The sequence below is a fragment of the Dyella humicola genome (genome assembly GCF_026283945.1).
GTDB classification, from domain to species: Bacteria; Pseudomonadota; Gammaproteobacteria; order Xanthomonadales; family Rhodanobacteraceae; genus Dyella; species Dyella humicola.
In genome coordinates, this window is the sequence record NZ_JAPDPC010000002.1 from 167800 (window position 1) to 180716 (window position 12917).

At 64.3% G+C, this 12917-nt stretch carries 15 protein-coding genes; 9 read left to right on the forward strand and 6 right to left on the reverse strand.

The window, feature by feature from the left end:
• Nucleotides 1-3 precede the first annotated feature (3 nt).
• A complete protein-coding gene (locus tag OUZ30_RS15410; RefSeq protein ID WP_266183318.1) occupies nt 4-1326 on the forward strand; it encodes an aspartyl/asparaginyl beta-hydroxylase domain-containing protein in 1323 nt (440 codons plus the stop codon).
• Nucleotides 1327-1481: 155 nt separating this feature from the next.
• Nucleotides 1482-2444 (forward strand): quinone oxidoreductase family protein, encoded by a 963-nt coding sequence (locus tag OUZ30_RS15415; RefSeq protein ID WP_266183319.1) that lies wholly within the window; start codon nt 1482-1484, stop codon nt 2442-2444.
• Nucleotides 2445-2452: 8 nt separating this feature from the next.
• Here the strand turns inward: OUZ30_RS15415 and OUZ30_RS15420 are convergent, their stop codons facing one another.
• From OUZ30_RS15420 to OUZ30_RS15430, 3 genes are all read right to left on the reverse strand, one after another.
• Nucleotides 2453-3367 carry an ion channel gene (locus OUZ30_RS15420; protein WP_266183320.1) on the reverse strand — a complete coding sequence of 305 codons (915 nt, stop codon included), beginning with the start codon at nt 3365-3367 and terminating at the stop codon, nt 2453-2455.
• An 80-nt stretch (nt 3368-3447) separates the two neighbouring features.
• Nucleotides 3448-3954: a M48 metallopeptidase family protein gene (locus OUZ30_RS15425; protein ID WP_266183321.1), complete on the reverse strand. Its 507-nt coding sequence runs from the start codon at nt 3952-3954 to the stop codon at nt 3448-3450.
• A complete protein-coding gene (locus OUZ30_RS15430) occupies nt 3951-4232 on the reverse strand; it encodes a hypothetical protein (protein ID WP_266183322.1) in 282 nt (93 codons plus the stop codon). Before OUZ30_RS15430 ends, OUZ30_RS15425 begins: the two co-directional genes overlap by 4 nt.
• 66 nt (nt 4233-4298) lie before the next feature.
• Between OUZ30_RS15430 and OUZ30_RS15435 the strand changes: the two genes are divergently transcribed.
• The 3 genes from OUZ30_RS15435 (at nt 4299) to OUZ30_RS15445 (ending at nt 5468) form a co-directional block, all read left to right on the forward strand.
• Nucleotides 4299-4757, forward strand: coding sequence for a putative toxin-antitoxin system toxin component, PIN family (locus OUZ30_RS15435; RefSeq protein WP_266183323.1), 459 nt, complete (start codon nt 4299-4301; stop codon nt 4755-4757).
• Between the two features lie 75 nt (nt 4758-4832).
• Nucleotides 4833-5234: a hypothetical protein gene (locus tag OUZ30_RS15440; RefSeq protein ID WP_266183324.1), complete on the forward strand. Its 402-nt coding sequence runs from the start codon at nt 4833-4835 to the stop codon at nt 5232-5234.
• Between the two features lie 45 nt (nt 5235-5279).
• Nucleotides 5280-5468 carry a CPXCG motif-containing cysteine-rich protein gene (locus OUZ30_RS15445; protein ID WP_266183325.1) on the forward strand — a complete coding sequence of 63 codons (189 nt, stop codon included), beginning with the start codon at nt 5280-5282 and terminating at the stop codon, nt 5466-5468.
• Nucleotides 5469-5483: 15 nt separating this feature from the next.
• On the opposite strand, the gene pncA is transcribed toward OUZ30_RS15445, so the two are convergent.
• Nucleotides 5484-6137: a bifunctional nicotinamidase/pyrazinamidase gene (pncA, locus tag OUZ30_RS15450; protein ID WP_266183326.1), complete on the reverse strand. Its 654-nt coding sequence runs from the start codon at nt 6135-6137 to the stop codon at nt 5484-5486.
• A gap of 205 nt (nt 6138-6342) precedes the next feature.
• On the opposite strand from pncA, the gene OUZ30_RS15455 reads away from it, so the two are divergent.
• Both OUZ30_RS15455 and OUZ30_RS15460 read left to right on the forward strand, forming a co-directional pair.
• Complete coding sequence (locus OUZ30_RS15455) at nt 6343-6711, forward strand: hypothetical protein (RefSeq protein WP_266183327.1); 369 nt, start codon at nt 6343-6345, stop codon at nt 6709-6711.
• A gap of 81 nt (nt 6712-6792) precedes the next feature.
• Entirely contained in the window at nt 6793-7992 is a 1200-nt protein-coding gene (locus tag OUZ30_RS15460) for an MFS transporter (RefSeq protein ID WP_266183328.1), read from the forward strand.
• 3 nt (nt 7993-7995) lie between these two features.
• Here the strand turns inward: OUZ30_RS15460 and cls are convergent, their stop codons facing one another.
• The gene (gene cls / locus OUZ30_RS15465) at nt 7996-9399 is read right to left on the reverse strand and encodes a cardiolipin synthase (protein ID WP_266183329.1); all 1404 of its coding nucleotides are present in this window, start codon (nt 9397-9399) and stop codon (nt 7996-7998) included.
• 101 nt (nt 9400-9500) lie between these two features.
• Nucleotides 9501-10430 carry a LysR family transcriptional regulator gene (locus OUZ30_RS15470; protein WP_266183330.1) on the reverse strand — a complete coding sequence of 310 codons (930 nt, stop codon included), beginning with the start codon at nt 10428-10430 and terminating at the stop codon, nt 9501-9503.
• A gap of 128 nt (nt 10431-10558) precedes the next feature.
• On the opposite strand from OUZ30_RS15470, the gene OUZ30_RS15475 reads away from it, so the two are divergent.
• Both OUZ30_RS15475 and OUZ30_RS15480 read left to right on the forward strand, forming a co-directional pair.
• Nucleotides 10559-11752 carry an MFS transporter gene (locus tag OUZ30_RS15475; RefSeq protein WP_266183331.1) on the forward strand — a complete coding sequence of 398 codons (1194 nt, stop codon included), beginning with the start codon at nt 10559-10561 and terminating at the stop codon, nt 11750-11752.
• 139 nt (nt 11753-11891) lie between these two features.
• Nucleotides 11892-12908, forward strand: a complete 1017-nt coding sequence (locus tag OUZ30_RS15480; protein WP_266183332.1) for a zinc-binding alcohol dehydrogenase family protein — start codon at nt 11892-11894, stop codon at nt 12906-12908.
• The last annotated feature ends 9 nt before the right edge of the window (nt 12909-12917 follow it).

A 12917-nucleotide genomic window follows, 5' to 3' on the forward strand; every position in this document is an offset into this window, starting at 1 on the left:
ACGATGAATGGTGGAATTCAGGCAGGGGCCGCGGCACTGCGCGAAATGGCGGTCAACGGATTGCGGCAGGGTGACGCCATGTTGGCGGAGCAGTATTTCGCCCGCCTGCTCGAACTGGCCCCCGGGGATGTGGAGGCGCTCCAGTTCCTGGCCAGCCGCCACCTGGTGCGTGGGGACGCCGTGCGCGCGGTGGCGATGTTGCTGACCGCCGAACGGGCACGACCCGATGCGCCTGACACGTTGCATCAGCTGGGCGCGGCGCAGATGGCCTCGGGTGATCTGCAAGGCGCCGTGCGTAGCTTGCGACGCTGTCTCCAGCTGGCCTCCCAGATCTTCGTCGCACGTTTGCGCCTGGGCATCGCGTTGGAGCAGTTGGGCGAGACACATAGCGCACTGCTGGCTTATTTCGGCGCCGTGAACGCCGCGCAGGCGCAAGGCCGCTGGTTGAACGACGCGACGACAGCGCCCGGCTTGCAGGGGGCAGTGAGACACGCCATCCAGTTTATCGACGCGGGCCGACGTCCGGTCTTCGACGCCGTGCTGGAGCCGCTGCGGCAGCGCTACGGACGGGCCGAGCTGACGCGCGTGGAGCAATGCCTGGCCATCTATCTCGGCGAGCAGCCGGCGCCCTTGCCCGATCCGCGGCAAAAGCCCAAGTTTCTGTATTTCCCCGGCGTGCCCAGTCAAACCTATTACCCGACCTCCCGCTTTCCGTGGCAAGCCGAGCTGGAAGCCGCCACCTTGGCGATCCGCGAGGAGCTGATGGCCGTGCTGGCGGAGAATCAGCCGTTGCAGCCGTTCCTGGGCGAGCGCTCGCCCGAGGAGCTCAAGGAGCATCTGCGTTCGTCCGGTAGCCAGGCGGCCGTGTGGGATGGTTACTTCTTCTATCGCCACGGCGAGCGCTATGACGAGCAGTGCGCCCGTTGCCCTCGTACGTCGGGTCTGCTCGACTCGCTTCCGCTGGTGCGCATTCGCGACCATGCGCCGGAGACGTTGTACTCGGTGCTGCGTCCGGGTACCCACATCCTTCCGCATCGCGGCGTCACCAACACGCGTCTGGTCACGCACCTGCCGCTGATCGTGCCGTCGGATTGCGCGATCAGCGTCGGCGGTGAGATTCACGAATGGCAGGAAGGGCGTTGCGTCACGTTCGACGACACCTTCGAGCACGAAGCCTGGAACAACAGCAACGAGACGCGCGTGGTGTTGATCCTCGATAGCTGGAACCCGGACCTCACGGACGTCGAGCGCCTGGCCGTGACCGACCTGGTCGAGGTCATCGGCGACTTCAACCGGGCCAGCGAAGTGCCGATCCCGACCGGCTGAGCCGACGCGAACCACGCGGAGCTCGGCTTGACTGAAACACGTCTGTTCAAGGCGTGTTCTGTCATCGTTCGCGCCAGCGGGATAGGGAGGGGCCAGCACGAATGTCAAAGCTGGCATCCTTGGCAGGATCCAATGTCGCTTTGAGGAATCTTCCGATGCACGCTCTGACGTTCGATCGCTTTGGTGCCGCCGATGTGCTGCATTGGTCGGAACAGCCCGATCCCGTGCCCGGCCCTGGGCAGGTGCGCGTACGCGTTCGCAGCGTGGGGCTGAACTTCGCCGATGTTTATCGCCGCAACGGCAATTACCACCTCAGCGGATCGGCACCGTGGACGCTCGGATATGAGGGCGCTGGCGTGGTCGAAACGCCGGTGCCAGGCGACCCGCTGTTTCCAGCAGGGACCCGTGTCGGCTTTGCCGACATGCCCCATGCCAATGCCGAACTGGTCGTGGTCGACCGGGACCGCCTGATCCCGTTGCCCGATGACATCGATTTCGATACGGCGGCCGCCGTGCTGCTGCAGGGCTTGACCGCGCAGTACCTGGTGACCGACAGCTTCATGGTGCGGCCGGATGACGTGGCTGTGGTGCATGCCGCGGCGGGTGGCGTGGGCTTGTTGCTGGTGCAGATGCTGAAGGCGCTAGGCGCGGTCGTGCTGGGCATCGCCTCCAGTGAAGCCAAGCGCGACGCGGTGATTGCCGCGGGTGCCGACGTGGCCGTGGGATACGACGCATGGGTGACGGCGGCCAGGGAGCTTTCGGGCGGCCATGGTGCGGATGTGGTCTACGATTCCGTTGGGCGCACGCTGGCCGATAGCCTGGCTGCGGCACGCATCGGCGGCACGGTCGTGTTCTACGGCATGGCGGCGGGTGATCCCGATCCGGTCGATCCGCGCCTGCTGATGGACCGCTCGCTCACCCTCACCGGCGGCGACTTATGGAATGTGCTGACGGGCGCGGAGAGTCGTCGGGAGCGGGCCACTGCGCTGTTTGAACAGATGCGTTGCGGCGCCCTCAAAGCCCATATTGCCGCACGCTTTGCCCTGCGCGACGGTGCCCAGGCGCATGCATTCCTGGAGAGTCGTGCGGCCATCGGCAAGGTGCTGCTCACGCTCTAGGGCGAGTGTCAGAACTGATCGGAGTCCTCGTCCTCGCCCACCGGCAGCACGTGATGGAACACGCCGTAGTCGATGTGGCTGACGCCGAGTTCGTCGTCGTGAACAAGGTCGACATAGCGATGGTTCCAGCGCCAGTCACGATGATTCCACTGGCGTCGGGCAAGCATCGGTTGCGACGTGGTTTCGTCGATCCCCTCGATGGTCAGGATCAACGTCGCCTCCCTCTCTGCCAGTGCTTCCGGGCTCATGTCGTGCAGCAGGCTGCTGTCATCAATGACATGCATCAGGCTCCAGCTCAGCGAGAACACCGGGTGGCTGTCGCGCACCAGCCTTAGGTCGTGAATGCGGAGCAGGCGAAAGCCTTCGGGGGAAGTTTCACGCAGCAGAAGATGCAGCTTGGCTGAGGCTTCGGCAATGACATTCTGGCGCGCGTTGGCGGCGCGGATCATCAGGGTTCGCTGGCCGTGGATGCGACGCACGATCGGATGATCGGCGAAGATCATCTTCGCGCGCGGTCGTGAGAACCGCGCGAACACCATGCCGGTAACCAGGGCGATGCTGAGCATCCCGGTGAAAATCTCCACCGTCGCCACGAGATGTCCGTAGACCGTCTGTGGATGCATGTCGCCGTAGCCGACCGTGGCCAAGGTCTCCACGCTGAAGAAGAACGCGCCGCCGAAGTTGCGTGGATACTGGTTGGCGATAGCGTCGTCGCCGAGCTGGTAGAACAGTCCGAACACCACGTTCAGCAGTACGAAGACGGTGGCGGCCAGGCCGAAGAACACGGGCCAGCGGATGGTCAGGGCGAAATGATAGATATCGTCCCAGAAACGCCGTGTCAGCCCCTCGCTGACGAACTTACGGCCACCGATGCGAACCATGCGTGGGCGATCACCAAACAGCTCCAACAGCTTGCGGCTCATGCTGCGACACCATCCACTCGGGTTAAACGACGCGCCTGGATGGGCGCGGGAGAGCGCCATTCTAGCGTGGCGAGGGCGGGCTACGAGGCGCGCTTGGTGAGCACGTCGCGCCAGGTGAGATGCAGGCGCAGGTCGAGTTCCTGCTGGTGGTAATCCGGCTGCATGTACTCGCACAACTGGTAGAACGACTTGTTGTGCTCGGGCTCTTTCAGGTGCGCCAGCTCGTGAACCACGATCATCTGCAGGAACTCCGGCGCCGTCTCGCGAAACAGCGAGGCGATGCGGATCTCCTTGCGTGCCTTCAGGCGTCCGCCGTGGATGTGCGAGATGGCCGTGTGCAGGCCCAGCGCACGCTGGATCACGTCCAGCTTGCTGTCGTACCAGACCCGGTCGATACCCGGCGAGTTGCGCATATGTTCCTGGCGCAGCGCATTGGTATACGCGTAGAGGGCCTTGTCGCTGTGGACGTCATGGCGTCCCGGATGGCGACGTTGCAGATAGTCGCCAAGCTCGTCGCGTGCAATCAGCTGCCGCACTTTGTCCAGCAGCGCGGGAGGATAGCCGCCGAGATACTTGAGCGCTGTCATGCATCCGTGTGCTCGGGCGGCGCATCGTCGAAGCCGGTATAGCCTTCCGGAAACACGGGCGTGCCATCGCCTTCCAGCGACACGATTGCGGCCAACGCGTTCGCTGCGGCCTGCTCGGCCAGCTCTTCCTGACGGAAGCTGCGGTTCTCGCATACCGCGTAATACACCGGGTAACCGTGGCGTCCACGCGGCGTGACGACGATGCAGGCGCTGAAGCGGGAGCCTTCGGCGACCGCCGTAGAACGGACCACAAAGTCGTCGAAAAGGCGTTCAGTCATGGCGGTCGTCCGGAGGGCAGGGGCGTTAGTGTACCTTGCGCGCCGCAGGCGGCCGGCTGTGCCACCATGCGCGCCATGCCCGACCGTACGCCCCGCCTTGTCCTCGACACCAATGTGGCGCTTGACCTTTTCGTGTTCCGCGACGCCGGTTGCGCCCGCCTGTGGTCGGCGTTGCAGGCGGGCACGGTGCAAGCCGTGGTGGACGACGTCTGCCGCGAGGAATGGCTGGCCGTACTTGGCTACCCGGCGCTGGCGCTGCCGGAGGATGTCCAGTGCGAGGCCGGCGCGGCGTTCGATCAGTGGATACAACGGTTGTCCGAGTCGAGCTTGTCGCTGCCCCGCGATGCGAGGCTTCCGCGCTGTGCCGATCCGGATGACCAGAAATTCCTCGAACTGGCGCTGGCAGCCGGCGCGCGATGGCTGCTCAGCAAGGACAAGGCCGTGCTGCAGCTCGCCCGGCGCACCGCGCGCGAGGGATGGTTCGAGATCCTGACGCCGTCGGCCTGGGTGCCACCGGTCACGTAAGGGCGCGATTCACGTCGGTTTGATCGCACAAACGCGATGCTCGCTCGTGCCGTGTCGACGCGAGGAGCTCAGGCGATGAAAGCGATGCTAGGTGGATTGGCTGCCATCGTGCTGGCCGGCTGCGGTACGGCAACCACCCATGACACTGCGATCCGCAACGCCGTCAGCAATCGATTGTTCCTGTACCAGGCACCGGGCGATGGCGATGCCACCTTGCTGGTGGTCCGCGACAACGGCTTGTTCGGCGGCGGCTGCTCCAGCCAGATCTTCATTGACGACAAGCAGGCAGCGCAGCTGGAAATCGGTGAGCAGGCGGCGTTCCGCCTACCCAGTGGCACGCATGCGATCTCGCTGCAGAACTCCGGCGCCTGTCGCCGCTTGAGGGATGCCAGGGTGGATGCGACCCTGGGCGCTGGCCAGGACAGCACCGTGCAAGTGAATGCGCGGGGATCGTCGCTGTCGATGGCGAAGCGCTGAGTGACTGCCGCTCCGGTGCCGGGGTGACATGATGGAGTGAGCGCCATGCTTGACCCTGTCCTGATCCATTGTCCGTATTGCGGTGAGCCGATCGAGATCCTGGTCGACGGCTCGGTGGACAGTCAGCGCTATATCGAAGACTGCCAGGTCTGCTGCCGTCCCATCGAGATTGCCGTCGACGTCGGCGAGGACGGCGAACTGCATGTCGGCGTCAGCTCGGAGAACGACGGTTGATCGTGTCGCCCCGACTCAGCCCAGTGCATTCGAGTCGATCACGTTGACGCCCAACTGGTCATAACGCACGCGGGTCGCGAGGTCGGCATCGGCATCGGGCGAAACCGGGCGGGTCAGGTCCCACAGCACATGCGTGCGAAAGCCCAGTTCGACCGCATCCTGCGCCGTCCACAACACGCATACGTCTCGCGCCAGCCCGCAGACATACACTTCGTCAACGTCATGTTCGCGCAGCCAGTCGGCGAGTCCGGTCGAGGGGCGCTGGCCGTCGGGTCCGTGGTTTTCACGAAAGCCGCTATAGGAATCCACGCGCGGATCGTCGCCCTTGCGAATAACCGTGTCCACGCCAGACCAGTCGATCCCAGGGTGCAGCGCCGCTCCTGCTGTGTCCTGCACGCAGTGGGTGGGCCATAGCGTTTGGGCATGGCCATACAGCGGAATGCGCTCGAACGGTTCGCGGCCCGGATGGGTGCTGGCAAAGGAGACGTGACCGGCAGGGTGCCAGTCCTGGGTAGCAACCGCATGTCGGAACAGGTGCCGCTTCAGCAACTGATCGATGCCGGGGACGATGGCATCGCCCTCATGGCAGGCCAGGGCACCGCCGGGCATGAAGTCTGGCTGCACGTCGACCAGGATCAGGGCGGCGCGACTGCTGATGGGCTGGCTCATGCGTCGTCCGGAGCTCGTAATAGGTTGCGTTCACCGAGTCTAGCCGTCCAACTGCTTGTAACGATGTGACTAATTCGACGAGTGATGTGTACGCAATGTGTGCTGTTCAGGGTAGGGTATTTCCTACATTGAGCCATCAGGCCGTTCGTAAGCCGCTTCGCTAAGGGCATAATGCCTGCAAACAACAACAATGGTGGACAGGGGTATGCCTTACGACCAGTCGTGGATGGGGTACGGCCTGACAGGTGGCCTGGAAGCCGGTGTCATCGCGGCCGTGGTGGCTTTTCTGTTGTTTGGTCTGATCCACTGGGTCGGCCGGACCCAAGGCTGGAGCCTGGGCCTGGAAATCAGCTGGACGGCCGTGCTGAGCATGCTGCTGGCCGGCGGTGGCGACCTGTGGAACCTGTTCTATTTCAACTATGGACGATTGCAATCGCTGGAGTTGCTGCGGGCGCGCCTGGCCGAAGTGCACGATCCCGACAGCATCGGCTTGCGCGTGCTGTGCGAACTCGTTGGTGTTGTCATCGGCGTGTATCTCGGCTGGTTGCTGTTCGCCCGGCGCCGACTGTCCTGATCTTGCCGTGGCGGAGCCCAGGCTGCCAAGCCTGGTGCCCGGCTCGGACGTTTTGCCTTCCTCTCCACGCACGTTGTGGCCATGAATACCCAAGCTGAAGTGGCCGGCAGCGGCCTGCCATTGACCCTCCGCATCGTCCAGATCGTTTGTTTCACCTTTCTGGCCTACCTGGTCATCGGCATGCAGTTGGCGGTGCTGCCGCCCTTCGTGCATAACGACCTGGGCTTTGGCGCGGTGCTGGCGGGCCTGGTGATCAGCACGCAGTACGTCGCCACCTTGCTCAGCCGCGGGTTCGCCGGACGCACGTCCGACACGGCCGGCCCCAAGCGGGCGGCGCTGATCGGCCTGGCTGCCTGTGGCGGCAGCGGTCTGTTGATGATGGGCGCAGCGTTGTTGCACGACCTGCCAGCCGTATCGCTGGGCGTGATGTTGCTGGCCCGGCTGGCGCTGGGCATGGGCGAGAGCTGCGTGGCCACGGGCTGCATCATGTGGGGCATTGGGCGGGTGGGTAACCAGCACACGGCCAAGGTGATTTCCTGGAACGGCATCGCCACGTACGGCGCCCTCGCCGTGGGAGCGCCGGTCGGCGTGCTACTCACCTCGGCCTTTGGCTTCGTTGTCATCGGTATCGCCAGCGTTGCGCTGATGCTGTTCTCCCTGCTGCTGGCATGGCGGCGCCCGGCCGTGCGCGTCGAAACGGGCGAGCGCCTGCCGATGCGCCATGTGTTCGGACGTGTTGCGCCATATGGCATGGGGCTGGCGCTGGGTTCGATCGGCTTCGGCGTCCTGGCGACCTTCATCACGCTGTACTACGCCAGCCAGGGCTGGGCGGGCGCGGCACCTACGCTGAGCCTGTTCGGGCTGTGTTTCGTGGGCGTGCGCCTGGTGTTCGGCTGGACCATTGCGCATTTCGGTGGCTATCGCGTGGCGCTGGTGTCGCTGCTGGTCGAGTGCCTGGGCCTGCTGGTGCTGGGCAGCGCGAACCACGTCGGGGTGGCGATGTTGGGGGCGGCACTGACCGGCATCGGCTTCTCCCTGATCTTTCCCTCGCTTGGCGTGGTCGCGGTGGAAAGAGTGAGCGTGAGCAATCGTGGCTCCGCGCTGGGGGCGTATTCGGTCTTCATCGATGTGGCGCTGGGCATCACCGGCCCGCTCGGCGGCTGGATCGCGTCCGGCGGTCGCTACGCGCCAATGTTCGTCGTCGCTGCGCTTATGTCCCTGGCTGCGGCCGTGCTTACCGGCGTGCTGTACATGACGTACGGCAACACGATGCGTGGCTGATACTTACAACACAGGGTCGAACAGCCGCGCGACATGCATGGCCAGTCGCTGGTGATACGGCGCCCTGAGATACTCCGCCTCGGTCACCTCGTGCGCGTGTGAGAAGTCCTCGAGCAACATGGCTTCCACCTGCATGGCGAAATCGCCATCCACATTGAGCGCGCCGATCTCGAAATTGAGGCGGAACGAGCGGTTGTCGAGATTCATGCTGCCAATCGACGCGGTATCGTCGTCGATCAGCATCACCTTCTGATGCAGGAAGCCGGGCTGGTAGCGGAAGATGCGAATGCCGGCGCCCACCGCATCGTGCGCATAAAGCCCGGTGGCGAGAAACACGGTGCGGTGATCGGGCCGCGACGGAATCAGCACGCGTACGTCCACGCCGCGAAACACGGCTAGACGCAAGGCCGACATCACGGCCTGGTCGGGAACGAAATACGGCGTGGTGATCCATAGCCGTCTGCGCGCCGCATGAATGGCGGCGACGAAGAACAGCGAGCAGCTTTCCTGCCGGTCAGCGGGGCCGGTGGCGACAACCAGCGTGTGCGCACGGCCCTCGTTGAGCGTGGGCGACAACAGCGGTGGCAACGCGCCGGTGACCCAATGCCAGTCCTCCGCAAAGCTGCGCTGCAGGTCGGCAACGGCTGGCCCTTCGATCTGCAGATGCGTATCGCGCCAGGGCGCAAGCGGTGGCTTGAGCCCGAGATATTCGTCGCCCACGTTGAGGCCACCGACAAAGCCATAGGTGCCGTCGATCACCACGATCTTCCGGTGGTTGCGGAAGTTGAGCTGGAAGCGATTGCTGCGCCGCTGTGTGGCGAACGGATGGATGGCGATGCCGGCATCGCGCAACGTATCCACATACTGATGCGGCAGGGCGTGACTGCCAATGCCGTCGTAGAGCACGCATATCTCGACCTTGGCGCGCGCGCGTTCCAGCAACACCTGTTGCAGCCGCCGTCCCAGGATATCGTCGTGAATGATAAAAAATTGCACCAGCACGCAATGCTTCGCCCCGCTGATGGCGGCGAGCATGGCATCGAACGCGGCCTCGCCATTGACCAGCAGGCGCAGCTTCTGGCCGGCATGGAAGCGCGTGCGCAGCATATGGGCGATTTCGGCGTAGCGCGCGCAGGTCTCGGGTGTCGGCTGCGTGGACTCGAGCTGGATTTCGGCCATCGCCTGCATCTGCTCGCGCCGCAGGCGATGTAGGTCGACATAGCCATGGAAGCGGCTACGGCCCAGGTAGAGGTAGGGCACCAGGGTGACATAGGGCAGCAATACCAGGCCGAGCGCCCACGCGAACGCGCCTTGTGGCGTGCGCGTGTTCATCACCGCATGCATGGCCGCGAGCACGCCGGCCGCATGCAGCAGGATGACGACGGCACCGATGATGCTGCTCAGCATGCGTGGCGCTCAGTCGTGCAGAAGGCGGGCGTGTTGCCGTGGATCGACATGATGTCCTCGTGGATAACGTCCAGTGGTAGAGGAGGCTTGCAGTCGGGGCCTCAGGTCATGGCGTGGCGTACGGTATTCAGTACATCGCTTTCGCGCTGCTCCAACTGGTGCTGCAGATGATCGACGAAAAGACGGATGCGTGCCGGGAGGTAGCAACGACTGGGATAGATCGCGTAGAAGTTTGCCTCCGGCAGGATCACATCGGCCAGCAGCGGCACCAGCCTTCCGGCGCGCACATCGTCGGCGATATCCCAGGCGGACTTGAAGGCGAGGCCATGGCCGGCCACCGCCAACGTGCGCATCAGGTCGCCGTTGTCGCAGGTAATGCTGGCGTCGATGCGCAGGGTGCGGGGGCCTTCCGGCGTTTGCAGGATCCACGGCAGGATGCCGTGTCCCGGGCGATGCAGCATCAGGCAGTCGTGCTGCGACAGCTCGTCGGCGCTGGACGGGCGGCCGCGTCGGGCCAGGTAGGAAGGCGCCGCGCACACCACGCGGAAGTTGCGCGCGAGCCGGCGCGAGACCAGTCGCGAATCGGTGAGGTTGCCGCCGCGAACGGCCACGTCCACGCCATGCTCGAACAGGTCGAGCATCGCGTCGGTGTTGGTCAGGCGTAGCGTCAATTGCGGGTGCTGGGCGGCGAAGTCGGCCGCGATCGGGCCGATGTACTGTCGGCCCATATCGACCGAGGCGGATACATGCAGCTGCCCGCGCACCTCCAGTTGCCCCAGGCCGACCGCCGAATTGGCGTCGTCCACGTCGGCAATGATGGCCAGGCAGCGTTCGTAATAGATGCTGCCTTCTCCGGTCAGCGTGAGACGGCGTGAGCTGCGCTGCATGAGCCTTACCCCCAGCGCCTGCTCCAGCCGGTTGAGGCGCTTGCTGGCGGCGGCGGGGGACAAGCCGAGCTCCCGCCCGGCGGCCGAGAGGCTGCCATCGGTAACCGCGCGGACAAACAGCCGCATGTCTTCGAAATCGACCATCTTCAACTTTTTGGAAAAGATGCCTCTCTAGTTTGCTCAATTAACACAGGGCTCGACAAGGCGCAGAGTGGGCACCATTCCTTAGTTAGAGCCATTCTCATGACGCTCCGATCCGTTGGACGGCGACGATGAGCGCCGTTTCCTCCAAATGGGCACTGTTCGCCCTATCCGTGGCGGCCTTTGCCATAGGCACTACCGAATTCGTGATCATGGGTCTGTTGCCGGAAGTGGCCGGCGACCTGCATGTCAGCATTCCCTCGGCGGGTCTGCTGGTATCGGGCTATGCGCTGGGCGTGGCGGCAGGGGCACCCGTGCTGGCCGCGCTCACCGCCCGGATGGAACGCCGCAACGCCTTGCTGCTGTTGCTGGGCCTGTTTATCGTCGGCAATGCGCTTTGTGCCGTGGCACCGAACTATGGCGTGCTGATGGTGGCGCGTGTGGTCGCCGCGTTCTGTCACGGCTCGTTCTTTGGCATCGGCGCGGTCGTGGCGTCGCATATCGTGCCGCGTGATCAGGCGGCACGCGCCATCGCCCTGATGTTTACCGGCTTGACCCTGGCCAATGTGCTGGGCGTACCGTTTGGCACCTTTCTCGGCCAATGGGCCGGTTGGCGCTCGACCTTCGGGGCGGTCACCGGGTTGGGCGTGGTGGCGGCCATGGCCGTATGGCGGCTGGTGCCGGCATTGCCGGATCTCCCCATGCCGCACATGCGTCGCGAACTGGTGGTGTTGCGACAACCCCAGGTGTTGCTCGCACTGGCGATGACGGTGCTTGGTTTTGGCGGCGTGTTCACCGTCTTCACTTATATCGCGCCGATTCTTCAACAGCAGTCCCATGTGAGCGTTGGCGCCACGGGTTGGGTGCTGGTGCTGTTCGGTGCCGGCACGACGGTGGGCAACATGCTTGGCGGCCGGCTGGCCGACTGGCGCCTGATGTCGTCGCTGGTCGGCGTGCTGGTGGTGCTGGCCCTGATCATGTTGGCATTCACCTGGACCATGCATGACACCACGGCGGCCATCATCACGGTATTCGTTTGGGGCGTTGCGGCGTTCGCCACGGTGCCGCTGTTGCAGATGCGCGTCGTGCAGCAGGCCGGCGACGGGCCGCATCTGGCATCGACGCTCAATATCGGCGCGTTCAATCTGGGCAATGCGATCGGCGCTTTTATCGGCGGTTCGATGATCGATCTCGGTTTTGGACTGCCGTCGGTCAGCATCGCCGGTGCCGTGGTCACCGTACTCGGTTTGCTGGTCACGCTGGCCAGCGTGGCGCTGGGGCGTCGTCAAACCACGGCCATGGGGGTGGCCGTCGCCAGCGCTTAGTTGCGTGCTAACGCCGTCAATGGGCGATGCGATCGAGCCGGCGGCGCTGTTCATGCGCTTGTTCGTGGATTTTTGCCAGCGCAGAATCGTTCTCTGGTGTCTCGTATCAGCTATCTGAAGCACGTCTCAGGAGTACCGCATGAAAGCCGTCGCTTATCGACATAGCCTGCCGGTCACCGATCCGCAAAGTCTGCTGGATGTCGACTTGCCCGCGCCGATCGCACAGGGGCGCGACTTGCTGGTAAAGGTCGAAGCCGTTTCGGTCAATCCCGTCGACACCAAGATACGCATGCGCACCGATCCGCAGGGAGCGGACAAGGTGCTTGGCTGGGATGCTGCCGGTACGGTGGTGGCGATCGGTGCGGACGTCAGTTTGTTCAAGCCGGGCGATGCGGTCTATTACGCGGGTGCCATCGACCGCTCCGGCAGCAATGCCGAGCTTCATCTCGTCGATGAACGCATCGTGGGGCGCAAACCGGCCTCGCTGGATTTTGCTCAGGCGGCGGCGATGCCGCTTACGACCATCACCGCATGGGAGCTTCTGTTCGATCGCCTTGGCGTGCCACGCGGAAGTACGGCACGCGGCGGTGTCGTGCTGGTGGTCGGCGGAGCCGGTGGTGTGGGTTCCATGGCGATCCAGCTGGCGCGCCGCCTGACCAACCTCACCGTCATCGCTACGGCGTCGCGCGACGACAGCCGCGCGTGGGTAAGGGACATGGGGGCGCATCATGTGATCGATCATCGCGGCGACCTCGTCGCCCAGGTCAAGGCCATCTCGCCGCCAGGCGTCGACTATGTGTTGAGCCTCACCCATACGGAGCAACACTTTCCCGCGCTGGTGGAGCTGCTCAAGCCGCAGGGCAAACTGGGTCTGATCGACGACCCGGCAACGCCGCTGGACATCCGACTGATGAAATCCAAGAGCCTCTCGTTGCATTGGGAGTTCATGTATACGCGTTCGCTGCATCATACGGATGACATGCAGGCGCAGCACGTATTGCTGGATGAAGTCGCCAATCTGGTGGATGCCGGCGTGCTGCGAAGCAGCTTGCGTGAAAACCTCGGCACCATCAATGCGGCGAACCTGCGCCGCGCGCATGCGCAGGTGGAGAGCGCCAGCACGATCGGCAAGCTCGTGCTCGGCGGTTTTGCCTAAAAAACGACT